The organism is Ensifer sp. YR511, assembly GCF_900103045.1.
Taxonomy (GTDB): Bacteria; Pseudomonadota; Alphaproteobacteria; order Rhizobiales; family Rhizobiaceae; genus Ensifer; species Ensifer adhaerens.
This window is the reverse complement of sequence record NZ_FNGR01000004.1, coordinates 151850-177508: the sequence shown is the minus strand read 5'-3', so window position 1 is coordinate 177508 and position 25659 is coordinate 151850. Positions and strand designations below refer to the sequence as shown.

The window sequence follows — 25659 nt, the reverse complement described above, 5'->3', positions numbered from 1 at the left end:
CTCAGGCTCCGGAAAGATCATAGGGGCGGGCGAGCACAATGGCGCGACCGCTCTGGAGAGTGAAGCGAAGGGGACCCTCCGCAACGTTGGAAACGGTTCGGGACGAGCCGAACGGCAAGGTGAAATCGTCGAGCGGATAGCGCGCATTGACGATCGAAAGACCGGTAAGCTCGGTCAACCCGAGCACCGAGAAGAGGCAGCCCTTGGGTAGGTCGAGGTCGAGCGAGCCGGCCAGCAGCGGATAGGCCTCTTCCTCGCCCGAGGTCATCAACACGGAAAGGCCACGCTCGGCAAGGGCGACGGCATGCAGCAGGTGCATGAAGGCGTGATCGCTGCGGGTACCGCCGAGGGCGCCGGCGAAAATCAGGCGATCGGCTCCACGCGACAGCGCCGCCTCGACCGCGATCTCCCCGTCCGTCGCGGCCTTCGCCGCCGGATAGGGCTCGCGCGGGACGGAGGCGTAGTCCGCAAGAAGGGCTTCCTCGGTCGAGTCGAAATCACCGACCCAGACATCCGGCACGATGCCGAGCAATCGGGCATGGCGCATGCCGCCGTCAGCCGCAATGAAGCGACTTGCGGCCAGCTGGTGAGCCAGCCGGTCGGTCAGCGAAAGGGCGCCGCCAAGCAGAATGGTGAAGGTCGATCGAGCCATGGCAAAGCCCATAGCGCAAAGGACCGCCGAAGGAAAACGAAGAAAACCGTCGAACGAGCGGTTCTCGATATTTTGGTCAGACCATCAATGCCCCTCGGGCACCGGATCGGGAAAAAGCATGCCGGCATAAATGCCGGGGGTCGAATCCGGAATTTCGACGGCGCCGGCCACCCGCTCGTAGAACTTCGCCGGCCCGACGCCGCCGATAATCGCGTAGCCATAGCCGGCCTCGCGCATGGCCGTGAGGCTTGCAAGCAACAGTGCCTCACCGATCCCCTGCCCGCGCATGCTTTCGTCGACGCCGGTCGGACCGAAGAAGCCGAGTGCCGTTACGTCGTGGCAGGAAAAGCCGACGATCTTTTCGTCATGGACAGCGACGTGCATGCGCGTCGGGGTGGAGGAAAAGGCGGCTTCCGCCTCGCCCGCCCATCCGGCACCGAAAGTCTTTTCAATCCAGGAAACGACCAGGCGGCGCTCCGGCGCCATGGCGCGGCGAATGCTGATGCCAAGGCCAAGCTTCGACTGAGGTTCAGCCGGCAGGGCATAAAGTCGAACAAGCATATCGGGCATGACATTTCCTCCTCGCTGCCGTTGTGTAGCGCAGTTGGCGGCATACGCAAACACGAGCCATTGTGCTGGCCAGGCGTCCCCTTGCTTCGCCGTAAACATCGCTTGCCATGGGACCGAGGCAGCGGTAAATCTCTTGCCGCTCTAACGGGGTGCCTCCCGACCGCATTGCGGCCGGAGGCTGAGAGGCGTCAAAACGCCAACCCGCGGAACCTGATCCGGCTCATACCGGCGGAGGGATTAGACGCGATCGGATCGATACGCCCTTTTCCCATGCAACAACGAACTTTGGGAGAGAGGTCCTCGCCATGTCCAATTCATCGCAACTTAAATTCTTTAGCCGGCTAGCCCTTGCGACGGCCGCGAGCCTTGTTTTCTCCGGCGCCGCGACCGCCGCCGACAAGACGCTGACGGTGTACACCTATGAGAGCTTTATCACCGAATGGGGCCCGGGCGCCAAGGTCGCAGAAGCCTTCGAGAAGACCTGCGAATGCAAGGTCAACTATGTCGGCGTGGCCGACGGCGTCGAGCTGCTCACCCGCCTGAAGCTCGAAGGCGAGGCTTCCAAGGCCGACATCGTGCTTGGCCTCGACACCAACCTCGTTGCGGAAGCCAAGGCAACGGGCTTCTTCGCGCCGCACGGCGTCGAGGCAACCGGCGTCACCGTTCCCGGCAACTTCTCCGACGACACGTTCCTGCCCTATGACTACGGCCACTTCGCCGTCGTCTACGACACCGAGACGCTGAAGACGCCGCCGAAGAGCCTGAAGGAGCTGGTAGAAGGCGACCCGTCGCAGAAGATCGTCATCGAGGATCCGCGTACGTCGACGCCGGGCCTCGGCCTCCTGCTCTGGGTCAAGGCCGTCTATGGCGATGAGGCGGGTGCCGCCTGGACGAAGCTGAAGGACCGCGTTCTGACCGTCACCCCCGGCTGGTCGGAAGCCTATGGCCTCTTCACCAAGGGCGAGGCGCCGATGGTGCTGTCCTACACCACGTCGCCGGCCTACCACATGGTCGCGGAAAACACCGAGCGCTATCAGGCCGCTGCCTTCTCCGAAGGGCACTACATCCAGATCGAAGTCGCCGGCATGACCAAGAACGCCAAGGAGCCGGAACTGGCAAAGCAGTTCCTCGCCTTCATGACCGGTCCGGACTTCCAGTCGATCATCCCGACGACGAACTGGATGATGCCGGTCGCAGCGACCAAGGAGCCGCTGCCGGACGCCTTCAATAAGCTGGTCAAGCCGGAAAACACCTTCCTCCTGCCCTCGGAGGACGTCGCCAAGAACCGCAAGGCCTGGATCGACGAATGGCTTGCCGCCATGAGCAAGAACTGAGGCCGGATTGTTCGCACTGCGCGAAAATCGTATGACAGTGGTCGCCGGGGCAGCCTGCCTCGGCGTCTTCGTCCTTTTCGTCGGTCTTGCGATCGTCGCCTTGCTGAGCCAGACGGGCGGCGCGAGCGACGATGCGCTGTTCGACGCCTACATCTGGCGCGTCACCCGCTTCACGCTGCTGCAGGCGACCCTCTCGACGTTGCTGTCCGTGCTCTTTGCCATCCCCGTCGCCCGGGCGCTAGCGCGACGACCGCAGTTCCCCGGCCGCATCTGGCTGCTGCGCTTGATGGCGCTGCCACTCGGACTGCCGGTTCTGGTTGGCGCACTCGGGCTGATCGAGATCTGGGGGCGGCAGGGTTTCCTCAATTCCGGCCTACGCTGGCTCGGCCTCGCGCAGCCCGTCAGCATTTACGGCCTGTTCGGCATCCTGCTTGCCCACGTCTTCTTCAACATGCCGCTTGCAGCGCGCCTGTTCCTGGCCGGGCTCGAGCGCATCCCCGCCGAATACTGGCGCAGCGCCGCCAATCTCGGCATGCCGTCACGCGCACTCTTTCGCTTCATCGAATGGCCCGTGCTGCGCGGCCTCCTGCCGGGTGCCGCCGGCCTCGTCTTCATGCTCTGCGCCACCAGCTTCACCCTCGTGCTGACGCTCGGCGGCGGGCCTGCGGCCAGCACAATCGAAGTGGCGATCTACCAGGCGCTGCGTTTCGATTTCGATCCGCCGCGCGCGATCGCGCTGTCAGCCCTGCAGATCGCCATGACCGGCCTGCTGCTGCTCCTGCTTCGTCATCTGGCGACCGAGCCGGAAGAGGGCATGACCGGTGGCCGCACTGTGCGCCGTTTCGATGGCGCGTCAAGGATCGCGCGCCTGAGTGATGGCACCTGGATCACGCTTGCCTTTCTGTTTCTCGGCGCGCCGCTGGTCGCGGTTCTCATCTCCGGACTCGAAGCCGATCTGCTGAAGCTCGCCCGCGATCCGGCGGTGCACCGGGCGCTGCGGACGAGTGCGGCAATCGCGCTCGCCTCGGCACTCGCCTCCGTCACCATGGCAGCCGTGATGATCCGGGCGGCGGCAACCGCCACCGCGCCGCGTCACGCGACGTCGCTCTCCCGCGGCTTTGCCGGTGCCATCGGTGCCAGCACCTCGCTGATCCTCTTGGTGCCGCCGGTGGTGCTCGGCGCCGGATGGTTTCTGCTTTTGCGTCCCTTCGGTGACGTCGCGCGCTTTGCACCTGCCATCGTCGTTGCGATCAACGCGCTGATGGCGCTGCCCTTCGTCCACCGCATCCTCGCGCCGGCAATGGCGACCCATGCGGCACGGTCCGAACGGCTGACGGCAAGCCTTGGCATTCGTGGTTTTGATCGTCTGCGATGGATCGACTTTCCGGCGCTGCGCAAGCCGCTATTGATGGCCCTTTCCTTCGCCATGGCGCTGTCGCTCGGCGACCTCGGCGCCGTCGCTCTCTTCGGCAGCCAAGACATGGTGACGCTGCCGTGGCTGCTCTATAGCCGTATGGGCAGCTACCGCACCGCCGACGCCGCCGGTCTCGCCCTTTTCCTCGGGCTTCTCTGCCTGATATTCACCATCCTCGGCACGGCCAATGACAGCCGGCCGGAAGGACGCAAAGCATGATCGATCCCGTTCCCGCGATAGAGTTGCGCGATGTCGAGGTCCGTTTCGAAACGGCCAAGCTCACCTTCGATTGCACCATCGCCAAGGGGGGCATCGTCGCTGTCGCCGGTGCCTCGGGCTCCGGCAAATCGACGCTGCTCCACCTCATTGCCGGGTTCGAGGATCCCGATCGCGGCGAGGTGCGCATTCTCGGCGAGAACGTTGCCGATCGGGCGCCGTCGGAACGGCCGGTCTCGATGATCTTCCAGGACAACAACCTCTTCGCCCATCTCGACGTCGCGACCAACATCGGACTCGGCATCGACCCGGCGCTTCGGCTGAGCGCAACCGACCGCGAGAAGATTGAAGACGCGCTCCGCCGCGTCGGGCTCGAAGGCTTCGGGAAAAGGCTGCCGCCGACGCTTTCAGGCGGCGAGCGCCAGCGCGTCGCCCTCGCCCGCGCGCTTGTGCGAAAGCGCCCCCTGCTGCTGCTCGACGAGCCCTTCGCAGCGCTTGATCCCGGCATGCGCGCCGGCATGCGCACGCTCCTGCGGGAACTGCACGAGGAGGAAGGCAACACGATCCTGGTGATCACACACCATCCCGAAGACGTGAAGGCCCTGGCCGACGGCGTGCTTTTTCTCGACCAGGGGCGTATCATCGCAAACGACACCCTCGACCGCTTCCTGGCGCGGCGGGACAATGCGGCGATCGACCGCTTTCTCGGCAATACTTGAAGGACGGATCGGATTCTCCACGCCCTTGGCCGATTGCCACAATTTGACCGCGGCGCCATGCGACGCGCGAAATATCCGGCAAGGGCGCGAATATTCCCGCATCCGTTGCCGTGATACCACGGGGCAACTATTTCTACCGAGACAAACTAGGCAGGTGGCGCTGAAATCAGATACAGCAAGACCAGGACTGAGAGGTCGCGGCAGAGCAACGCTGCCGGGCTGAAAAAGTAGGACTTTCAACGCTGTCGTACCACTTGTCCGCAGGATGCGGGCGGAGCGATGGATGGGAACGGGCTGAGGCATGGAGAGGCATACAGTCACACACGACCGGTTCCCGCCGAAGGGCGGACGGCTGCGTGGACGCGCCGTGGTTGCATTGCTTGCGACCACGCTCCTTTCCGCATGCCAATCCGTGATCGAGCAGACCTACCAGCCGACCGTTTCGCCCTCCTCCAATCCGCAGATCGTCGAGGAAGTCCAGAAGAACGATCCGCGGGCGCAGCTGGGCGCGCGCGAACATCCGCGCATCGTCGCAAGCTACGGCGGCGAGTACAAGGACGCCAAGACCGAGCGCCTGGTCGCGCGCATCACCGGCGCGCTGACGGCGGTCTCCGAGAATCCGCAGCAGTCCTATCGCATCACCATCCTGAACTCGCCGGCGATCAACGCCTTCGCGCTGCCCGGTGGTTATCTCTATGTCACCCGCGGCCTGCTGGCGCTTGCCAACGATGCCTCCGAGGTCGCAGCCGTGCTGTCGCACGAGATGGCGCATGTCACCGCCAACCACGGCATCGAGCGTCAGCAGCGCGAGGAAGCCGAAGTGATCGCCAGCCGCGTGGTCTCCGAAGTCCTCTCCTCCGATATCGCCGGCAAGCAGGCGCTCGCGCGCGGCAAGCTCCGGCTCGCGGCCTTCTCGCGCAACCAGGAACTTCAGGCCGACGTGATCGGCGTGCGCATGCTCGGCGAAGCCGGCTACGACCCCTATGCAGCGGCGCGCTTCCTCGATTCGATGGCCGCCTATAGCCGCTTCACGGCGGTCGATCCGGAATCCGACCAGAGCCTCGACTTCCTGTCAAGCCACCCGAACGCGCCGCAGCGTGTCGATCTCGCGCGTCGGCACGCCCGCGCCTTCGGTCCGGAAGGCACCAGCGGCGACCGCGGTCGCGACTATTATCTCGCCGGCATCGACGGCCTGCTCTATGGCGACAGCCCGCAGGAGGGCTACGTGCGCGGCCAGACCTTCCTGCACGGCCAGCTCGGCATCCGCTTCGACGTGCCCGCCGGGTTCCAGATCGACAACAAGGCCGAAGCGGTTCTGGCGACCGGCGCCGGCGACATCGCCGTGCGCTTCGATGGCGTCGCCGACACGGGCGGCCGAAGCCTGACGGACTATATCGCCAGCGGCTGGGTCACCGGCCTGAAGCCCGACACGATCCGGCAGATCAGCGTCAACGGCCTGGAAGCCGCAACCGCGCGCGCCTCCGCCGACCGCTGGGATTTCGACGTGACGGTCATCCGCATCGACACGCGGATCTACCGCTTCCTGACCGCCGTGCCCAAGGGGTCGAGCGCACTCGAGCCGACCGCAAACCAGTTGCGCAGCACGTTCCGCCGCATGACGGCCGCTGAGACGCAGTCGCTGAAGCCGCTGCGGATCCGGGTGGTGACGGTCCGGCCCGGCGACACGATCACCACGTTGTCGGCCCGCATGATGGGAACCGATCGTAAGCTCGACCTCTTCCGGGTGATCAATGCGATGCAGGTCAGCTCGACGGTGAAGCCGGGCGACAGGGTGAAGATCGTTTCCGAATAGGATTGAGACAGGCGCAGCTGAAGCGCGTTCGGTTGCGGGCGTGAATTGCCTGCCATCTGCTAGGCAAGCACGTCGCGAGGCGCCTGAACGGTCACGAACGAAAGCACGCTGCGCCAATCGTCATCGCCAAATTGACAGCGGACAGTGCCGCTTCCCGGCGCAATGCGGGGTTCCGGCGAATAGTACGGGCATGCGGCAGACGGTCGGCGTCAGGCGGTCAATGAATGCCTGCGGTCAGCGCCGGCGCTCGCGTCGCCAAGGCCGCCCGGAGCTTCTCCAGCGCCCGAGTTTCGATCTGGCGCACACGTTCCTTGGATATGCCGAGATCGATGCCGAGCTCTTCGAGCGTCGCTCCTTCTTCCGTCAGCCGCCGGGCGCGGATGATGCGCATTTCGCGCTCCGTCAGCGCGCACAGCGCGTCGCGCAGCCACACACGTGCCCGTTCGCCGTCGATCATCTCGCTCACCTGCTCGTCCGGCAGCGGCGCGTCGCTGGCGAGGAAATCCAGCCGTTCACCGCCATCGGAATCACTGCCGCCGACCGGCGCCTGCAGCGAGGTGTCGCTGCCGGAGAGACGTGCATCCATCGTCTGCACGTCGGCGATACTGACGCCGAGGGCAGCCGCAATCTCCTCATGCATAGCCTGCGATGTAAGCTGCCTGTCGCCCTGGGCAAGCCGGGCGCGAAGACGCCGAAGGTTGAAGAACAGGGCCTTCTGCGCCGAACTGGTGCCACCGCGGACGATCGACCAGTTGCGCAGGACATAGTCCTGCATCGACGCTCGGATCCACCAGGTGGCATAGGTGGAGAAGCGGACCTCGCGGCTCGGCTCGAAACGGGCCGCCGCCTCCAGGAGACCGATATGGCCCTCCTGGACGAGATCGCCCATCGGCAGCCCGAAATTGCGAAACTTCGCGGCCATCGAGATTACCAGACGCATATGCGACATGGCGATCTTGTTGCGGGCTTCCTGATCGTTGTCGTTTCGCCAGGCTTGCGCCAGCTTGTGCTCCTCGTCGCGCTCGAGATAGGGCGCCTCCATTGCGATCTTGATCATCCGCCGGTCTGCAGTGAGAGTCTTCATCGATCACTCCGTGACTGGCGCCGGGCGCCATTGCGTGTGAAGTCCAAAAGGCCGGACGGATGCAGTGTCCGGCAGCAGGGGGCGTCTCGCGCCGCGATGTCGAAACTTGAAGAAACGACGCGGCGCCCTAACTTCGAAGTCACGAACCTGAACGGTGACGGGATCACAGAAGCAAGATCGCCCGGCGCGAAAGCGGCGCGCTTCTGCCGGCCTTTATAAATGCGCCCGGACGGCAAAAGTTCCATGCGATCAAAGAAAAAGCCCGGCGCGATGGCCGGGCTTTTTGGTAGTCTCAGTGCAGTCGGACAGCTTATGCAGCTTCGTCCTGAGCGTCGTCTTCGTCGATCGCCTTGCCGCGCTTCGGACCCTTGCTGAGGTTGGCCTCGACGAGGCGAACAGCTTCGGTTTCCGACATCTTGTTGACGGCAGCGATTTCGCGCGCCATGCGGTCGAGGGCAGCTTCGTAGAGCTGGCGTTCGGAATAGGACTGTTCCGGCTGGTTTTCGGCGCGGTAGAGATCGCGCACGACTTCCGCGATGGAAATCAGGTCGCCGGAATTGATCTTGGCATCGTATTCCTGGGCGCGGCGCGACCACATGGTGCGCTTCACGCGAGCCTTGCCCTGCACAACCTTCAACGCGCGGTCGACGAAATCGGTTTCGGAGAGCTTGCGCATGCCGATGCTGACGGCCTTGGCCACTGGCACTTTCAGGCGCATCTTGTCCTTCTCGAAATCGATGACAAAAAGCTCAAGCTTCATGCCGGCGACTTCCTGCTCTTCGATCGCCACGATCTGGCCAACGCCGTGGGCCGGATAGACGATCGATTCACCGGTCTTGAAGCCCTGGCGTGTCGAAGATTTTTTCTGCTGGGTCGTCATTCGTTTCAAAAACTCCCTGTTTCGCGCCGGCCATTCTGGCCGGGGCCGGGTCAGTGAGGCCCGGGATAGACGGGGATACCGCCGGGTGGGTACATCCTGGTCCGTCCAAGGAATGCAAACAGCCTCATAAAATGCGGTCACAACAGAGCAACGCCATGTTGCGTACTAGGGAGAAACCGCGTTTTGGAGATCGTTTGCTTTCGTGATGGTTTTCGGGCGCGCAAAAACACCCTCTGTGGATCAGTAGAAGGAACCTATCACAAAAAAGTGCCGAAATCAATAATTTGCTGCATGGCAGCCATCAAGCCACCATTCTCGCAACTGCGAGCGCGGCTCGTGTTTTCCCCAGCTTTGCGCCCCGGGGGCAGCTTTGCTTCGTCAGCCTCGACGAACGGCGGCGACCGCTTCGTCTCAGTCGCCCTGGCCCGGCTCGGTCGAGAAGAACTTCTCGTACTTGGCTTCGACGCCGTCCATCTCCTTCGCTTCCGGCATCGGATCGCGCTTGACGGTGATGTTCGGCCACTTCGAAGCGAAATCCGCGTTCAGTTTCAGCCACATATCAAGACCCGGCTCGGTATCCGGCTTGATCGCCTCGGCAGGACATTCCGGCTCGCAAACGCCACAATCGATGCACTCGTCGGGATGAATGACGAGGAAATTCTCACCCTCGTAGAAGCAGTCCACGGGGCAGACTTCGACACAGTCCGTATACTTGCAGCGAATGCAATTGTCGGTCACGACATACGTCATGAGGTACTCCAGCCAATGCTCACGTTTGATGGCAGACGGCAATCAATGGTGATGCTCGTCGTCCGCGCATGCTAGGAATGTCCGGCGCGCATAGCTGCCGAAGCAAACCCGATGCACCCAACGTGGGTCTGTCAGGTAAAGGCTTTATGGACCCTTTGCAAGAATATTCAATGCGCGAAACGCCACGGCAAAGGCAGAGTTTTCTAAAGGCTGTCGCGCAAAAGCGCGTCGTGTTTTACAGCCAGCGGCGGGCAGGGTTGGCGGCGCCCATCAGTCCTCGCGCGGATCGAAATCGGGCTTTAGCCGATCGGTTTCCCGCCGCTCCTTCTTCGTCGGCCGGCCCGCTCCGCGCTCGCGCGTGGCAAGCTCGTAGGCCGACAACTTCTCCTTCGGCTGCTCTGGCGTCAGATCGTCGTAAAGCAGACGCGCTTCCTCATAGGGACCGCGCCGCTCACCCGGGCCCAGGACCCGGACGATCAGACTGCGCCGGTCGAGCGCAAGTTCGAGCATATCGCCCGTCTTCAATTGAAACGACGACTGCGTCACGCGCTCGTCGTTGACGGCGACACGGCCATCCTCGATCGCCTTTTGCGCAAGCGATCGGGATTTGATCAGCCGCGTGAAAAACAGCCACTTGTCGAGACGCTGGCGCGATGCCGGGTTGGACGCAGGCTGTTTTTCCATGGTCTACCTTACTTCTTCATCTGCTCCTTGAGAGCAGCAAGCTTGGCGAAGGGCGAATCCGGATCCACCGGCTTTTCGCGACGCGGCGGACGCGCCTCGAATTTGCCCTGACCCGGCTTGCCGCCGCGGTCGTGACGATCATGACGCTCGCCGCGATCCTGACGCGGGCCGCCTTCCGGCTTGCCACCGTCATGGCGCTTGCCACGCGCCTGCTGACCACCCTTGCGCCCGCCTTCACGTCCTTCGCCCTGGCCCTGGCCCTGGCCACGCCCGTGGCGCTGACCGCCGCGACGCTGGTCGCCCTCGTGGCGGCCACCGCCCTGGCGCTGGTTGTCCTGACGGGTGCCAGGACGCCAGAGCAGAACGGGCTTGGCTTCGACCGGCTCGCCGGTCTCCGTCACTTGGGTCTCGGTCACCTGAGCCTCAGCAGGCTGGGCCCCGTCGGCAGCGACGGCAACGTCAGCTTCGGCCTTTTCGGCCTCGGCAGCAGGTGCCTCGACGACTGCAGTCTCGGCTTCTGCCGCACTGTCGCCGGCATCGGCGTCATCAACCGCAGCGACCGGTTCGGAAGCGGCGGCAGCAGCCGCAGCACCACCATCCTGACCCATGAGGAAGGCCTGGGCCTCCTCGGCCTTGACGCTGTCTGCGCGGTAGCCGAGGCCCTTCAGGATCTCTTCCATGTCGTCGGGCGTTGCACCGAGGATCGAGAGCATGGAGGTGGTCGCTGTAAAGCGGCGACCGTCATAGGCGCCTTCCGGACGCGGCTGCGTGCCCGGCTTCCACTGAAGGAGCGGTCGAATAAGGTCAGCGAGGCGCTCGAGGATATCGATGCGCACCGCGCGCTTTCCGAGGAAGCGGAAACCGGCGAGCTTGTAGAAGGTCCGCTCGAAAGACGGATCGGTAACGACAGACGTACGGCCGGCGGCGAGCATCGGGATGAGGTCGCCATAGCCGGGCTTGTCGAGGCCGTCGTTCTTCAACGCCCAGAGGAGCGTGATAAGTTCGGCCGGCGCCGGCTTCAGGAGCGCCGGCAGGAAGATGTGGTAGGCGCCGAAGCGAACGCCGTACTTGCGGATCGAAGCGCGACCGTCCTGGTCGAGCGACTTGACGTCGTCTGCGACATCGCGGCGGAACAGTACGCCGAGGTTTTCGACGAGCTGGAAGGCGAGGCCCTTGGCGAGACCTTCGAGATCTTCAGCGCGCGAAATATCGTCGAGCGGCTTCAAGACCGTTCCGATGTGATGGTTCACGAAACGCTCGATGCGCGCCAGAACGTGCTCGCGGGCGTTCGCCTGCAGCTGATCGTCGGCCAGCAGGATGACGCGCGGGCGCATGACGTGGTCGCTTGCCGTCAGACGGGCGACGGGATCGCCGAGCCAGCGCACAAGACCATCCGACGAAAGCGCCAGGTCGTTGTTGCCGGAAGCATGCAGCCGCGCGGCGCGTGCCTCAAACTCGAGCGCCAGCGCCTTCTGGGCAGCACCCTGCACAGCCTTGGCATCCGGGCCATCGCCGCCGGTCGCCAGCGTAAACCGGAAACCGGTTAGTTGTCCTACGTGATGACCTTCAACGAAGACATCACCATTCACACTGATTTCAGCTTCCAGCATAGCATTCTCTCTCAGGCGCTTCATGAGCACAGATGTCCTGCGATCAACAAAGCGTTTCGTCAACCGTTCATGTAGTGCGTCGGATAATCGATCTTCAATTTCCCGCGTCTTTTCTTGCCAGTGTGTCGGATCGGCCAGCCATCCTGGCCGGTTCGACACATAAGTCCATGTCCTGATCTGCGCGATTCGCGCCGAAAGTGTGTCGATCTCACCGTCCGTATGATCGGCCCGCCTGACCTGCTCGGCCATGAAATCTTCGTTTACGGTACCGCGGCGGACAAGATCCGCGTAGATCGTCGAGATCAAGTCGGCATGTTGAGCCGGTGTAATGCGCCGATAGTCCGGCAGCGCGCAGGCTTCCCACAGTTTTTCCACCCGCTCGGCATTGGTCGTGATGTCGACGACCTCAGGGTAGCGGGCCAAATGCTCGAACGCCTGCTGGTCTACCGCAGGTAGCGCCCGGGCAAGGCCGGGAACCGTCGGCGCGGCCTCAAGACTCTTCTTCAGAGCGGCAATCGAAGCGTAGTCGAACGCCTTCGAGCGCCACTGTAGTACCTTCACCGGATCGAACTCATGCGCCTCGATACGGTGGACCAGCTCGTTGTCGAAGGGATCGACGCGGCCGGTCACACCGAACGTACCGTCACGCAAGTGCCGGCCGGCGCGGCCGGCGATCTGCGCGAGTTCGGCCGGGTTGAGATTGCGGAACTGATAGCCGTCGAACTTGCGGTCCTGCGCGAAGGCGACATGGTCGACGTCGAGATTGAGGCCCATGCCGATCGCGTCGGTCGCGACCAGGTATTCGACGTCACCTTCCTGGTAGAGCGCCACCTGCGCATTGCGCGTGCGCGGCGACAGCGCGCCGAGCACGACGGCGGCACCGCCACGCTGGCGGCGGATCAGCTCGGCGATCGCATAGACCTCGTCGGCAGAGAAGGCGACGATCGCCGTGCGGTGCGGCAGACGGGTTATCTTCTTCGAACCGGCATAGAGCAGTTGCGACATGCGCGGTCGCTCGACGACGGTGATGCCGGGCAGCAACTGCTCGAGGATCGGCCGCATCGTTCCGGCACCAAGCAGCAGCGTCTCGCCGCGACCGCGCAGGTGCAGGATCCGGTCCGTGAAGATATGGCCGCGCTCGAGATCTCCGGCAAGCTGCACTTCATCGATCGCGACGAAGGACGCCGTCGTCTCGCGCGGCATGGCCTCGACGGTGCAGACCGAATAGCGCGCGCGATGCGGGGTGATCTTTTCCTCGCCGGTGATCAGCGCGACATTGTGGTGGCCGACCCTTTCGACCAGGCGCGTATAAACCTCGCGCGCGAGAAGCCGCAGCGGCAGGCCGATGACGCCGCTGTCGTGCGCAATCATGCGCTCGATCGCGTAGTGCGTCTTGCCGGTATTGGTAGGCCCGAGCACCGCGGTGACACCGCGGCCGCTCAGGATCATGGGGTGAACGGACACGTCATCGATCCCGGGCATTCAGAAATTACGGCAGCGTCTTTTCACGCTGGCGGCAAACACATGCCCACGCACCGAGCCAAACGCAAGGGGCGCCGACAACTAAAACCATCGCTTGGCATCTCTTAGCCCATTGCACCACCTGTTGTGGTCGGCGCAATCGACAATTGGAACAGCCGTGGAACGAATCGGCGACGAATCGACGACTCATTGTGATTCACTGTATGTTCACGACTACATATAGATTTCAACGCCGAACGTTGCACCACATGCTGAATCTGGAGCTGATTCCGCGCATCAGGCCCTTTGGCGCGCAACAATCCCGGCTCTGCCATTGCCTGACAGGTCCAAGGATTCCGAATCCAAGACTCTGGAAAGCCTGGAAAATTTTTCACGAAATTCGTCAGGGATTCACCCAAGTGAGAGAATGAGAATCGCAGTTTAGAGTCGCGACCAGTGCGGGAACATTCGGCAGCGACTCGCAGACCGCGCGTCATTCCACCTTTGTTCTCCACAAGATATAGTGTCTACGCCCCCCTCCGGCAACGGAACTGCCAGCGCAACTTCAGGATTTCGAGCGGGATTCTTAGCGCTGCCGCCGCATGGAAACGGCGCCTCGAAAGGCGCCGTCCGGTAATGTTCGGCTTGTCTGATGCTCAGACGAAAAACTGTCCGCCGTTCGCCGAAATCGTCGAGCCGGTGATGAAGCCGGCATCGTCGGAGGCGAGGAACACCACGCAGCGGGCGATTTCTTCCGGTTCGCCGAGGCGGCCAACCGGGATCTGCGGGATGATGCGCTCGTTGAGCACCTTCTCCGGCACCGCCCGCACCATCTCCGTGCCGATATAGCCGGGGCAGATCGCGTTCACGGTAATGCCCTTGGCAGCCCCTTCCTGGGCGAGCGCCTTGGTGAAGCCGAGATCGCCGGCCTTGGCCGCCGAATAGTTGGCCTGACCCATCTGGCCCTTCTGGCCGTTGATCGACGAGATGTTGATGACGCGACCGAAGCCACGGTCACGCATGGCCGACCAGAGCGGATGCGTCATGTTGAAGAGACCGGTGAGGTTGGTGCCGATCACCTCACCCCATTGCTCCGGCGTCATCTTGTGAAACATGGCATCTCGGGTGATGCCGGCATTGTTGACGAGCACATCGACCGGACCGAGATCGGCCTCGACCTTGGCGATGCCCTCGGCACAGGCCTGATAGTTGGAAACGTCCCATTTGTAGACCGGGATGCCGGTTTCCTGCTTGAAGGCCTGAGCCTTCTCGTCATTGCCGGCATAGTTGGCAGCCACCTTGTAGCCGGCATTCTTGAGTGCGATGGAAATTGCCGCACCAATGCCGCGCGACCCACCCGTGACCAATGCTACCCTGCTCATATGCGCCTCCCACTTGATCAGTTCAGTTTTTCGAATGCCTTCTGCATCAGCTTTTCGCCGACCTGTTGCCCGTAGAGCCCGGCGGCCGCTTGAAACTGCGGCGTAGCCAGCGCGGACAGAGCCACCTCGCACTTCTCCAGCGCGAGACCCATCATCACCGCGGAGAGCTGCTCCAGCGACACCTTCAATGCGCCGCTGTCATCGTTCAAGGCCGCGACCATCACGTCCTTGAAAACGCTCTCCTCGTCGGAAGTCGTATGTTCCAGCATGCATTCTACCAGCCGCGCCTCGTTAAGAGGCGCGGGATTGGCATGTGCAGAAACGATCGGCGAACCGGCCAGAAGCAGGGAAAATGGAACCCACCTGGCGCTGTTCATGCCGCCAGACCGATCAGAACCGCTCGACGCACATGGCGACGCCCATGCCGCCGCCGATGCAGAGGGTTGCAAGCCCCTTGGAAACGCCGCGGCGCTTCATTTCGAACAGCAGCGTGTTGAGCACGCGGGCGCCCGACGCGCCGATCGGGTGACCGATGGCGATCGCGCCGCCATTGACGTTGACGATCGACGGATCCCAGCCGAGGTCTTTGTTGACCGCGCAGGCCTGGGCAGCAAAGGCTTCGTTGGCTTCCACCAGTTCGACATCGCCGATCGCCCAGCCGGCCCTTGCCAACGCCTTGCGCGACGCCGGGATCGGGCCGGTGCCCATGACCTGCGGATCGACGCCGGCGGTTGCCCAGGAAACGATACGGGCGAGCGGCTGGATGCCGCGCTTGGAGGCCTGCGCCTCGGTCATCAGCAGGGTGGCTGCGGCGCCGTCATTGAGGCCGGAAGCGTTGCCGGCGGTGACCGTGCCTTCCTTGTCGAAGGCGGGGCGCAGCTTCGTCATCTGATCGAGCGTTGCGCCGTGGCGGATATATTCGTCCTGGTCGACGGTGACGTCGCCCTTGCGACCCTTGACGATGAAGGGAATGATCTCGTCGGCAAAGCGCCCGGCCTTCTGGGCGGCTTCGGCCTTGTTCTGCGAGGCGAGCGCGAACGCATCCTGCTCCTCGCGGCTGAGCTGCCACTGGCGAGCGACGTTCTCGGCGGTGATGCCCATGTGATAACCGTAGAAGGCGTCGGTCAGGCCGTCCTTGATCATCGTGTCGATCATCTTGAAGTCGCCCATCTTCACGCCGCCGCGAAGATGCGAGCAATGCGGCGCCATCGACATGGACTCCATGCCGCCGGCGACGATGATCTCAGCATCACCGGTTGCAATCTGCTGCATGCCGAGCGCGACGGCGCGCAGGCCCGAGCCGCAGAGCTGGTTCATGCCCCAGGCGGTCTTTTCCTGAGGAACGCCCGCCTTCATCGCCGCCTGGCGCGCCGGGTTCTGGCCTTCGCCTGCCTGCAGCACCTGGCCGAGGATCACCTCGTCGACCTCGGCAGCCTCGACGCCTGCGCGCTCGAGCACGCCCTTGATGACGGCAGCGCCAAGTTCGTGCGCCGGCGTATTGCCAAAGGCACCGTTGAAGGAACCGACCGCGGTGCGGCCGGCGCTGGCGATCACGATGGAGGGATTGCTCATGGGACGTTTCCTCAGATCTTCTTGCCTAATGCAGGCAGACTGGCAAAGCGCGCGACGCAAGTCAAACGCCTTGATGCAGTGCCACAAAAGCGTCACCTAAAACGCAACCGCAAGATTTTGCACTTGCGTCGCCGCAACGCACAAAGACATTGTCAGCGGCGCGCTTTTGCGGATACTCTGAAAAACGCAATAAAGACGGGATGATGGGGGAGAGGAGACCCTGATGGCGAAGCACGAAGGCCAGATCGTTATCAAAAAATATGCGAACCGGCGGCTCTACAACACCGGGACCAGCACCTATGTCACGCTCGACGACCTGGCTGTGATGGTGAAGAAGGGTGAGGACTTCATCGTTCAGGATGCAAAATCCGGCGAGGACATCACCCATTCCGTGCTGACGCAGATCATCTTCGAGCAGGAGTCCAAGACCGGCAACACGCTGCTGCCGATCTCCTTCCTGCGCCAGCTGATCTCGTTCTACGGCGACCAGATGCAGATGGTGGTGCCGAGCTATCTCGAACACTCGATGCAGGCTTTCACCGAGCAGCAGTCGCAGATGCGCGAGCAGATCAACAAGGCCTTCGGCGACACGCCGCTCGGCAAAAACCTGCAGGTTCCGCTGCAACTTGTCGAAGAGCAGGTGCGTCGCAACACCGAGATGTTCCATCAGGCCATGCAGATGTTTTCGCCCTTCATCACCGCGCCGCCCGTGAAGGAAACAAAGAAGGCCGAAGCCAAGGATATCGACGAGCTGAAGGAGCAGCTTCGCGCGCTCCAGACCAAGCTCGACAATCTCGGCTAAGCAGGACCACCAGGCAGGAATGCGGTTCCTGCCTTCACCTCACCTGAACAGAGATCGCGGAAATCGGGGCGGCGTCGCCCCGAACCGTCTGGACCTAGAGGCCGATCGACACGTCCCGGCCGGCCGAGCGCATCGATACGGCAAAGCCGGCGATAACATCGATGAAGCTGATGGTCATCAGGATGAAGAAGAGCTGCGTTGCCGCCGGTGCGAGCAGCAGAAATTCGATCAAAAAGACGATGAACAGGATCATCGAGAGCAGATGATCCATCAGTGCGCGGCTGCTCGTGCGCGTCGCTTTCAGCAATTCGACGAAGAGCAGCAGCAGGGCGCCGACGATCAGAAGGTCGCCGAAGCGCATCGTCCAGGTCGCGCCTGATAGCATGGAGAGCGACACCATGTCGGCGTTCAGGCCGGCGAGGCCGCCGAACATTCCGATCATCGCGAGATTGTAGATTGCAAAAGGTAGGATCAGCAGCGGTATGGCAGCAAGCATCAGAACTCCTTGACCGCGTTTATGGTGGACCATGTATATGCGGCGTCGTCACGCAAGGCGCCAGCGATACCACGGCGTCCAAGCAAGATCATGTCAGATGCAAAACAAAAGGGCCGGCAGAGCCAGCCCTTTGAACCTAATCCGCGAACGGAAACGCTTATGCGCTTTCCTTCGGGGTCAGAACCTGACGGCCACGGTACATGCCGGTCTTCAGGTCGATGTGGTGCGGGCGACGCAGTTCGCCGGAGTTCTTGTCTTCGACGTAGGTCGGGGTCTTCAGAGCGTCAGCCGAACGGCGCATGCCACGCTTGGACGGGCTCGTTTTTCTTTTAGGTACAGCCATTTCATTCTCCACTTATCGGGCAAACACTGTTCAGCAGCCGAAATGGCCGTGTAAAACAGATGTTAATCACGGAAATTTGGCGCGCTTATACATGGACAACTGCCGTTTGACCAGTCCCCACGGGCAATTTTTCGACTCGACCCTTTCAGACCTCGTCTTCGGCGACGACCCACGGCTCTGCGCGGGCGGCCTCCTCCCATTTCAGGAACGCCGGATGTGCCTTCACGCGGTTCATGTAGCCGAGCGTTTCTCGATCCGCAACGAGATCGTAGACGTCGAAGCGGTTAACCACAGGCGCGTACATCGCATCGGCCGCGCTGAAGGACCCGAAGAGGAACGGGCCACCGGAACGCGCAAGCGCCTCCGTCCAGATCTGCTCGATACGTGCCACGTCCGCGCGGACGTCCGCGCCAACGTCCAGCGCCTGCTTTGGCCGACGGATGTTCATCGGGCAGGCACCACGCAGAGCGCGAAAACCGGACAGCATCTCCATCGAATAGCTGCGCGCCCGGGCGCGCGCCTGAGGGTCGGCCGGCCACAGCCCGGCGTCGGGAAAGAGTTCGGCGACATATTCGATGATCGCCAGCGATTCCCAGATAAGCAGGTCCCCGTGGCGCAGCAGCGGCACCTTTCCGGTCGGCGAGATCGCCCGGATCTCCGGATTGCCGGCGGCGAAATCGAACGGAATGACCACGTCCGAGAAATCGATGCCGACTGCCGTCATCGCGATCCATGGCCGCATCGACCAGGACGAATAGTTCTTGTTGCCGACATAGAGTGTAAGTCCGGTCATTTCTGTTCCTTGATTGCTGGTCTCTCCGAGAAAACGATCAGTTCCTCGAAATGGTTCATGTCCTCGAACGAGCAGAAGGCCGGCGGATCGAGCGCGATCACCGGCGCCTGCTCGCGCAGAAAAGCGAGCTGCTCGTCCAGCATCGCCTGCCAGCGCGGCAGCGCCGCATCGTCGAGCCAGTCGACGGGGTAAGCATAGGTGATGTGGAATTGGTAGTCGTCATGATCCGGATGGCGATAGCCGAAGGCTTCCGCGAAAGCGTCGCGCCAGGCCTTGAGACAGGCGCGGTCGGCGGCACCGTCGCCTTCGAGCGCAAGGCCCGTCGGCGTGATCTCGGTCACGCGGGCGCGGAACTGCTCCAGCGGCGCAAAATGCGCAAGCCGTTCGCGGTAGTGCGCCGTCATCACCTCGATCGGCGTATCGAGCGGCATGTCGGCCGGCCAGTAAGGGAGCTTCCGGCGGTGTTCGATGATGCCCTGGAAGATCGTCATGTGCAGGCTGGACGGGTGGGTAAAGGCGAACTGCCCCGCCTCGGGCATCGCCATCACCCGGTCGCGCACCGCAAGCACGGCGGCCTCGGACGGCGATCCGGCGGCAACGTGAGACACAACCGTGTTGCCCGGTTCCGAAAGGAACTGGCCTTCGGTGTTGTAGCGCGTTCCGAGATGTCTCGGCGGGGCATCGTTGGCGCTACGGCCAAGGGCGAGAAGCGAGGGGGAAATCAAGGTCATGGAGCAATCGGGCCTTTCGAAGGGAGAGAGGCCCAGATGGCAGAACTCTACTACGCGAGCATGACATCGCCCAGCGAGCGCATCCAATGAAAAGGTCTGATCCTAGTTATAAAGGCAGGTGATGTAACCGCCGGAGCGGCTGGCGCGGCGCTCGATCAGGTTCGCCAGGCGCTTGAGCCCGCGGCCGGGTTTTCCGGCGTTGCGCTCCTTCGGATTGGGCAGCGAGACCGCAAGCAGCGCCGCCTGCCGGCGCGAGAGCTTCGACGCCGAAACCCCGAAATGATGGCGGGCGGCCGCCTCGATACCATAGATCCCGTCGCCCCATTCGGCGATGTTCAGATAGATCTCCATCATCCGCCGCTTGCTCCACACGAAGTCGGCGGCGACCGCCAGCGGCAGTTCCATGCCCTTGCGCAGGAAGGAGCGACCGTTCCAGAGATAGAGGTTCTTGACCGTCTGCATCGGAATGGTGCTCGCGCCGCGGGTGGATTCCCCTTCGAGCGCATCCTCGACCACGCCCCGCATCTGGCCCCAGTCGACGCCGTCATGGGCGCAAAACTGCCCGTCCTCCGACATCATCACCGACTGCACCAGAACCGGGGCGATATCATCGAACTCGACCCATTGCCGATCGTAGCCGCGCAGCAGCACGAGATCGCGCAGCATGAGCGTCGAGACGGGATGGATGAACTCCACCAGGTAGAGAACGATCAGCGCGTAGGGAAGGACGAGAAAGCCCAGAACAGCCAGGACGATCTGGCGGCGACGCGTGCGCAACGTCCGGCGAAGCGAAGACCAGCGACTGGAAGGCAATTCGCCCTCCTCGCGCGCTTCCGGAACGACGTTCGCGGCCTGACTGTTCACCTCGCTGTCCATCCGCTTCTCTTAGTGCATGCGCAGGCAGAGTTGAACGGGCTTTCTGGCAAAAGGCAAGGCGCGGAGAAGGCTGTCCCAGGGAAAGCGCGCGGCTGCGACACGAATCCCCGTTGAAAGCCCTCTTCGCCCATGTCAAAGAGCGCGCATGAGCCAGGACACATCGCCTTTTACCCGTCGCCTCGCCACCAATGCCCGCACCGTCGAGGGTCTGCTGGAACGTCTGCTCGGCCAGACGACGGAAGCCGACGAAATCGCCCGGCCGGCAAACCTGCTCGCGGCCATGCGCCACGGCGTGCTGAACGGCGGCAAGCGTCTGCGCCCCTTCCTGGTGATCGAATGCGCCGATCTGCTCGGCGGCAATCGCGATGCGGCCTTGCGCGTCGGCGCGGCACTCGAATGCGTGCATTGCTATTCGCTGGTCCATGACGACCTGCCGGCGATGGACGACGACGACATGCGCCGCGGCCAGCCGACCGTGCACAGGGCCTTCGATGAGGCGACGGCGATTCTTGCCGGCGACAGCCTGCTGACCTTCGCCTTCGATATCATCGCAGCACCCGAGACAGCGCTTTCGGATGCGCAGAAGGTGGAACTGATCCTGGCGCTCGGACGCGCCGCCGGCCACGGCGGCATGGCCGGCGGACAGGCGCTCGACCTGGCCGCGGAAAAGTCGCCACCGGACGAGGCCGGGATCGTCACGCTGCAGGCGATGAAGACAGGTGCCCTGATCCGCTTTGCCTGCGAGGCTGGCGCCATCGTCGCCGGCGCTTCGAAGGAGGACCGCGCGCGGCTTCGCGCCTTCGGCGAAAAGATCGGCCTTGCCTTCCAGCTTGCCGACGACCTGCTCGACCTTACCGCGGATGCGGAGACCATGGGCAAGGCAACCGGCAAGGACGCCGCCCGTGGCAAGGGCACGCTGGTCGCGCTCAACGGCCAGACCTGGGCGGAAGACCGGCTGGAGCAACTGGTCGTCGAAGCCGAAGCGCTGCTTGCGCCCTATGGAGCGCGCTCGGCCATTCTCGTCGAAGCCGCCCGTTTCATCGCCAATCGCAGGAGCTAGATCCATGAGCAAATACTGGTCGCCGATCGTCTCCAAGCTGAAGCCCTACGTGCCTGGCGAACAGCCGCGCATCGCCAACCTGGTGAAGCTCAACACCAACGAATGCCCCTACGGTCCGTCTGAGAAGGTGCTCGACGCGATCGCCGCGGCAGCGAGCAGCGATCTTCGCCTTTATCCGGACCCGCTGGCGCTGAAGCTGCGCCAGGCCATCGCCGTACGCTATGGCGTGACCGCCGAAGAAGTCTTCGTCGGCAACGGCTCGGACGAGGTGCTGGCGCACATCTTCGCCGGCTTGCTGAAGCACGACGCGCCGCTGCTCTATCCGGATATCTCCTACAGCTTCTATTCGACCTATGCGCGGCTCTTCGAGATCGACACGGTCGAGATCCCGCTCAGCGATCGCTTCGAGATCGATCTCGCCGACTACGACCGGCCCTGCGGCGCCATCATCCTGCCGAACCCGAATGCCCCGACCGGCATCGCTTTGCCGCTCGCCGACATCGAGCGGCTGGTCGCAAGCCATCCGGACCAGCCCGTCGTCATCGACGAGGCCTATGTCGATTTCGGCGGCCAGTCGGCCGCAGAACTGGTTTCGAAATACGAGAACCTCTTGGTCGTCCAGACCTTCTCCAAGTCGCGCGCACTTGCGGGCTTGCGCGTCGGCTTCGCCATTGGCCAGCGCCCGCTGATCGAGGCGCTGGAGCGGGTGAAGGACAGCTTCAACTCCTATCCGCTCGGCCGCCCGGCCCAGGCCGGCTCCATCGCAGCGATCGAGGATGAAACCTGGTTCGAGGAGACTCGCGCCAAGATCATCGCGTCGCGCGACCGGCTCACGGCCGAACTGACAGCGCGCGGCTTCGAGGTGCTGCCTTCGTCGGCAAACTTCGTTTTCGCACGGCATCCCGGCCATCGCGGAGAAACGCTGGTGAAGGCGCTCCGCGAGCGCGCCGTGCTGGTGCGCCATTTCGCCAAGCCGCGCATCTCCGATTTCCTGCGCATCACCATCGGCACCGATGCCGAATGCGCGCGCCTGATCGAGGCGCTAGACGAGATCCTCTAAGTTGTCTCGGTGACATTTCGCTGTTTCAAACCGGCGACGAACTGATCTAGCCTCCGGCGACCGAGCCGGAGCTTTTCTCGCATGTTCGACCTGACGCCCTATCTGCCGCAGCTTCTCATTGCCTGGACCGCCTATCTGATCGCGACCGCATCGCCGGGGCCGGCGATCCTGGCGATCATCACCACCTCGGTCAGCCAGGGACGAAAGGCGGGCCTGGCGCTTGCCCTTGGCGTTCTGACGGGAAGTTACACCTGGGCAATGCTGACGGCCTCCGGTCTCTCGGCGCTGATCCGCGCCTATGGCCACGCGATCATCGTCTTGAAGATCGCCGGCGCCTGCTATCTCTTCTGGCTCGCCTATAACGCACTGCGCGCCGCCATGCGCAGCGACAAGAGCGCGATCGTACCGACGGCAAAGGTGCAGACCTCGCTGAAGCGGCTCTATCTCAAGGGGCTCGGCATCCACCTGACGAACCCCAAGGCGATCTTCTCCTGGATCATGCTGGTGTCACTCGGCATGCCCGCGGGCGCGCCGGTCGGCGTTACCGCCACTTTTATCGGCGGCTGCATGGTCTTGGGTCTGATGACCTTCTGCGGCTTTGCGATCGTCTTCTCGCTCACGCCGGTACACCGCGCTTATCTGAAGTCCAGGCGGCTGATCGAAAGCCTGATGGCCGGTTTCTTTGCCTTTGCCGGGCTGAAGCTGCTGACGTCGCGGCTCTGATCGCCCACAATTGCCGTAGACGGGCTGTCCGTTATTCGGCCGCCGCCTGGCCGCGGCCGTAGCGCTTCTCGATATAGTCGGAAACCAGCGTCTCGAAGTCGCCGGCAATGTTGGGGCCGCGCAGCGTCATTGCCTTCTCGCCGTCGATGAATACGGGGGCGGCCGGCATTTCGCCGGTGCCGGGCAAAGAGATGCCGATGTCGGCATGTTTGCTTTCGCCCGGGCCGTTGACGATGCAACCCATGACCGCGACCTTCAGGCCCTCGACGCCGGGATACTTCTCGCGCCAGACCGGCATGTTGCGGCGGATGTCGTCCTGGATCTTCTGGGCGAGTTCCTGGAACACCGTGGATGTGGTGCGTCCGCAGCCGGGACAGGCGGCAACAACGGGGATGAACTGACGGAAACCCATGACCTGCAGCAATTCCTGCGCCACCTGCACCTCGCGGGTGCGGTCGCCGCCGGGCTCAGGCGTCAGCGAAATGCGGATCGTATCGCCGATGCCCTGCTGCATGAGGATGCCGAGCGAAGCGGACGAGGCGACGATGCCCTTCGTGCCCATGCCGGCCTCGGTGAGGCCGAGATGCAGTGCGTGGTCCGAGCGGGCCGACAACATGGCATAGACGGCGATCAGGTCCTGAACGCCGGAAACCTTGGCCGAAAGGATGATGCGGTTGCGCGGCAGACCGATCTCTTCGGCGAGTTCCGCCGAGAGCAGCGCCGACTGCACGATCGTCTCGCGCGTCACCTCTTGCGCCGTCAGCGGAAAACCGTTCGCCTTGTTCTCGTCCATCAGCCGCGTCAGCAGTTCCTGGTCGAGCGAACCCCAGTTGACACCGATGCGCACCGGCTTGTCGTAGCGGATCGCCATCTCGACGATCTCGGCGAACTGCTTGTCCTTCTTGTCCTTGAACCCGACATTGCCCGGATTGATGCGATACTTCGCAAGCGCCTCGGCGCAGGCCGGATGATCGGCAAGCAGCTTGTGGCCGATATAGTGGAAGTCGCCGACGAGCGGCACGTCAAGACCAAGGCGCTCGAGCCGCTCGCGGATCTTCGGCACCGCCGCCGCACTCTCGTCGCGGTCGACGGTGATGCGCACCAGTTCCGAACCGGCCTTGTGCAGCGCGGCCACCTGGGCCACGGTCCCATCGATATCGGCCGTATCGGTGTTGGTCATCGACTGGACCACGACCGGTGCGCCGCCCCCGACGATGACGCCGCCGACATCGACGGCGACGGAGGCGCGGCGGGGCTGCGGATCGAAATCGAAGGCGGAAGACATGAAGGCCTCTTCGTGGGTCACTGAGCCGGGCGAGGATGCGGGCAGAACCCGCATGGACTTTCCTCAACTCGCCCTGGCCATTTGCCCATCAGGTGGATGAGGAAAGCCTGATTGTCAACGGCGACATCATGCCCTGACGGCGATTTGATGGCGCCGTTCCGTCTCAGTGCCCCTTAGCGTGATCCGCATGGATCGCATGGTGCGACAAGAGAAGCACGACGATGAAGAGCAGCGGCACCGAGGCGAAGATGATGGCAAAGCCCGTATGCTCGGCAACGAAGCCGATCAGCGACGGTGCGAACAGCATGCCGGAATAGCCCATGAAGGTCGCGACCGAGAGCCCGATGCCCGGCTGCAGGCCCGGCATGTTGCCGGCGGCCGAGAACGCGATCGGCACCATGTTGGAGATGCCGATGCCGGCGATCGCAAAACCGAGGATGGCGATATAGGCATTGGGCGCCGTGCCCGCGACGATCATGCCGACGAGTGCCGTGACGGTGCAGATGCGGAGCGTCCGTTTGGCGCCGAAGCGATCCCGCACGAAATCGCCGGCAAAACGCATGGTCGCCATGGTGGCGGAGAAGGCGGCAAAGCCGAAGCCGGAAAGCTCAACGGAGGCGCCAAGCTCGTTGCGCAGATAAAGCGCACCCCAGTCGAGCACTGTGCCCTCAGGCACCATCGAGAACAGCGCCATGATGCCGATCAGCCAGGGGAGCGGCGTCATCGGCAGGCGCAGTTTTTCCTTGGCTGCGCCTGGATGCGGCTTGTCAGCCAGGATCATCGGCCAAGCGGCGACAATCAGTACCAGGCAGATCGCAGTGACGACGAGGACATGCGGCAGCACACCGAAGCGGGCCATGAGGAAGCCGCCGATACCGGCACCGATCAGGCCGCCGAGGCTCCAATAGGCATGGCAGGACGACATGATCGCCCGACGCATGGATTTCTCGACCTCGACGGCATTGGCGTTCATCGCGACGTCCATTGCGCCGGCAAAACCGCCAAGCAGGAACATGGCGACAGCCGCCGTCCAGACATCGGGGACAAGCGTCAGAAGCAGAAGCAACGGCGACAGTATGATGGCGGTGACCTTGACCACCTTCTGCGACCCCACACGGGCGATGTAGCCGCCGGCAATCGGCATGAGCACCAGCGAGCCAATACCGAACATCAGGATCAACAGGCCGAGCACGCTTTCGCTGATGCCGAGCCGGTCCTTGAATTCCGGGATCTTCGGCGCCCAACTGCCGATGACGAAGCCGTTCAATAGGAAGAGCAGCGAAACCGCCAGCCGGTTGCGGGTCATGTAGCCTTGGCGGACGGTCGCGGAAGGAGAACGTTGGTCCATG

The 25659-nt window shown here is 63.2% G+C and carries 25 protein-coding genes and 1 riboswitch; of the genes, 8 read left to right on the top strand and 17 right to left on the bottom strand.

Annotated elements, in window-relative coordinates; translation table 11 throughout:
* Position 1 precedes the first annotated feature (1 nt).
* Both BLU15_RS10285 and BLU15_RS10280 read right to left on the bottom strand, forming a co-directional pair.
* On the bottom strand, positions 2-652 hold the full coding sequence (locus BLU15_RS10285) for a thiamine diphosphokinase (protein ID WP_060586625.1): 651 nt from the start codon (positions 650-652) through the stop codon (positions 2-4).
* A gap of 84 nt (positions 653-736) precedes the next feature.
* Positions 737-1222, bottom strand: a complete 486-nt coding sequence (locus BLU15_RS10280) for a GNAT family N-acetyltransferase (protein ID WP_060586552.1) — start codon at positions 1220-1222, stop codon at positions 737-739.
* Between the two features lie 135 nt (positions 1223-1357).
* Positions 1358-1476, top strand: a riboswitch (TPP riboswitch).
* Between the two features lie 51 nt (positions 1477-1527).
* Here BLU15_RS10280 and thiB point away from each other — a divergent pair.
* The 4 genes from thiB to BLU15_RS10260 all read left to right on the top strand — a co-directional run bounded on the left by thiB (position 1528) and on the right by BLU15_RS10260 (position 6718).
* The gene (gene thiB / locus BLU15_RS10275) at positions 1528-2556 is read left to right on the top strand and encodes a thiamine ABC transporter substrate binding subunit (protein WP_090295233.1); all 1029 of its coding nucleotides are present in this window, start codon (positions 1528-1530) and stop codon (positions 2554-2556) included.
* 7 nt (positions 2557-2563) lie between these two features.
* Positions 2564-4189 carry a thiamine/thiamine pyrophosphate ABC transporter permease ThiP gene (gene thiP, locus BLU15_RS10270; RefSeq protein WP_255380607.1) on the top strand — a complete coding sequence of 542 codons (1626 nt, stop codon included), beginning with the start codon at positions 2564-2566 and terminating at the stop codon, positions 4187-4189.
* Positions 4186-4905 (top strand): thiamine ABC transporter ATP-binding protein, encoded by a 720-nt coding sequence (gene thiQ, locus BLU15_RS10265; RefSeq protein WP_060586556.1) that lies wholly within the window; start codon positions 4186-4188, stop codon positions 4903-4905. Before thiP ends, thiQ begins: the two co-directional genes overlap by 4 nt.
* 301 nt (positions 4906-5206) lie before the next feature.
* A complete protein-coding gene (locus BLU15_RS10260; RefSeq protein WP_034802887.1) occupies positions 5207-6718 on the top strand; it encodes a M48 family metalloprotease in 1512 nt (503 codons plus the stop codon).
* 217 nt (positions 6719-6935) lie between these two features.
* On the opposite strand, the gene BLU15_RS10255 is transcribed toward BLU15_RS10260, so the two are convergent.
* The 8 genes from BLU15_RS10255 to BLU15_RS10220 all read right to left on the bottom strand — a co-directional run bounded on the left by BLU15_RS10255 (position 6936) and on the right by BLU15_RS10220 (position 16141).
* A complete protein-coding gene (locus BLU15_RS10255) occupies positions 6936-7802 on the bottom strand; it encodes an RNA polymerase factor sigma-32 (protein WP_034802890.1) in 867 nt (288 codons plus the stop codon).
* 310 nt (positions 7803-8112) lie between these two features.
* Complete coding sequence (locus BLU15_RS10250) at positions 8113-8682, bottom strand: CarD family transcriptional regulator (protein ID WP_034802893.1); 570 nt, start codon at positions 8680-8682, stop codon at positions 8113-8115.
* A gap of 411 nt (positions 8683-9093) precedes the next feature.
* A complete protein-coding gene (gene fdxA, locus BLU15_RS10245; RefSeq protein WP_060521473.1) occupies positions 9094-9432 on the bottom strand; it encodes a ferredoxin FdxA in 339 nt (112 codons plus the stop codon).
* Between the two features lie 270 nt (positions 9433-9702).
* Entirely contained in the window at positions 9703-10116 is a 414-nt protein-coding gene (locus BLU15_RS10240; protein WP_060521474.1) for an RNA-binding S4 domain-containing protein, read from the bottom strand.
* Between the two features lie 8 nt (positions 10117-10124).
* Positions 10125-13190 carry a helicase-related protein gene (locus BLU15_RS10235; RefSeq protein WP_034803172.1) on the bottom strand — a complete coding sequence of 1022 codons (3066 nt, stop codon included), beginning with the start codon at positions 13188-13190 and terminating at the stop codon, positions 10125-10127.
* 653 nt (positions 13191-13843) lie between these two features.
* Positions 13844-14569: a beta-ketoacyl-ACP reductase gene (locus BLU15_RS10230; protein WP_034802902.1), complete on the bottom strand. Its 726-nt coding sequence runs from the start codon at positions 14567-14569 to the stop codon at positions 13844-13846.
* 17 nt (positions 14570-14586) lie between these two features.
* Positions 14587-14838 carry a hypothetical protein gene (locus BLU15_RS10225; protein ID WP_210187437.1) on the bottom strand — a complete coding sequence of 84 codons (252 nt, stop codon included), beginning with the start codon at positions 14836-14838 and terminating at the stop codon, positions 14587-14589.
* A gap of 121 nt (positions 14839-14959) precedes the next feature.
* Positions 14960-16141 carry an acetyl-CoA C-acetyltransferase gene (locus tag BLU15_RS10220; RefSeq protein ID WP_034802919.1) on the bottom strand — a complete coding sequence of 394 codons (1182 nt, stop codon included), beginning with the start codon at positions 16139-16141 and terminating at the stop codon, positions 14960-14962.
* A 223-nt stretch (positions 16142-16364) separates the two neighbouring features.
* Between BLU15_RS10220 and phaR the strand changes: the two genes are divergently transcribed.
* Complete coding sequence (gene phaR / locus BLU15_RS10215) at positions 16365-16943, top strand: polyhydroxyalkanoate synthesis repressor PhaR (protein ID WP_034802922.1); 579 nt, start codon at positions 16365-16367, stop codon at positions 16941-16943.
* 94 nt (positions 16944-17037) lie between these two features.
* On the opposite strand, the gene BLU15_RS10210 is transcribed toward phaR, so the two are convergent.
* From BLU15_RS10210 to mtgA, 5 genes are all read right to left on the bottom strand, one after another.
* Positions 17038-17439: a membrane protein gene (locus BLU15_RS10210; protein ID WP_034802925.1), complete on the bottom strand. Its 402-nt coding sequence runs from the start codon at positions 17437-17439 to the stop codon at positions 17038-17040.
* A gap of 157 nt (positions 17440-17596) precedes the next feature.
* Positions 17597-17782: a 50S ribosomal protein L32 gene (gene rpmF, locus BLU15_RS10205; protein ID WP_034802928.1), complete on the bottom strand. Its 186-nt coding sequence runs from the start codon at positions 17780-17782 to the stop codon at positions 17597-17599.
* Positions 17783-17927: 145 nt separating this feature from the next.
* Positions 17928-18575 (bottom strand): glutathione S-transferase family protein, encoded by a 648-nt coding sequence (locus BLU15_RS10200; RefSeq protein ID WP_034802931.1) that lies wholly within the window; start codon positions 18573-18575, stop codon positions 17928-17930.
* Entirely contained in the window at positions 18572-19306 is a 735-nt protein-coding gene (locus BLU15_RS10195; RefSeq protein WP_089044288.1) for a DUF1868 domain-containing protein, read from the bottom strand. Before BLU15_RS10195 ends, BLU15_RS10200 begins: the two co-directional genes overlap by 4 nt.
* 102 nt (positions 19307-19408) lie before the next feature.
* Positions 19409-20182, bottom strand: a complete 774-nt coding sequence (mtgA, locus tag BLU15_RS10190; RefSeq protein ID WP_060529995.1) for a monofunctional biosynthetic peptidoglycan transglycosylase — start codon at positions 20180-20182, stop codon at positions 19409-19411.
* A gap of 145 nt (positions 20183-20327) precedes the next feature.
* On the opposite strand from mtgA, the gene BLU15_RS10185 reads away from it, so the two are divergent.
* The 3 genes from BLU15_RS10185 (at position 20328) to BLU15_RS10175 (ending at position 23025) form a co-directional block, all read left to right on the top strand.
* On the top strand, positions 20328-21242 hold the full coding sequence (locus tag BLU15_RS10185; RefSeq protein WP_090295225.1) for a polyprenyl synthetase family protein: 915 nt from the start codon (positions 20328-20330) through the stop codon (positions 21240-21242).
* A gap of 4 nt (positions 21243-21246) precedes the next feature.
* Positions 21247-22302 carry a histidinol-phosphate transaminase gene (gene hisC / locus BLU15_RS10180; protein ID WP_090295223.1) on the top strand — a complete coding sequence of 352 codons (1056 nt, stop codon included), beginning with the start codon at positions 21247-21249 and terminating at the stop codon, positions 22300-22302.
* Between the two features lie 81 nt (positions 22303-22383).
* Complete coding sequence (locus BLU15_RS10175) at positions 22384-23025, top strand: LysE family translocator (protein WP_090295222.1); 642 nt, start codon at positions 22384-22386, stop codon at positions 23023-23025.
* Positions 23026-23056: 31 nt separating this feature from the next.
* Here BLU15_RS10175 and ispG read toward each other — a convergent pair whose 3' ends face one another.
* Positions 23057-24310, bottom strand: coding sequence for a flavodoxin-dependent (E)-4-hydroxy-3-methylbut-2-enyl-diphosphate synthase (gene ispG, locus BLU15_RS10170; protein WP_034803175.1), 1254 nt, complete (start codon positions 24308-24310; stop codon positions 23057-23059).
* 163 nt (positions 24311-24473) lie between these two features.
* Complete coding sequence (locus BLU15_RS10165) at positions 24474-25658, bottom strand: MFS transporter (protein WP_034802948.1); 1185 nt, start codon at positions 25656-25658, stop codon at positions 24474-24476.
* Between the last annotated feature and the right edge of the window lies 1 nt (position 25659).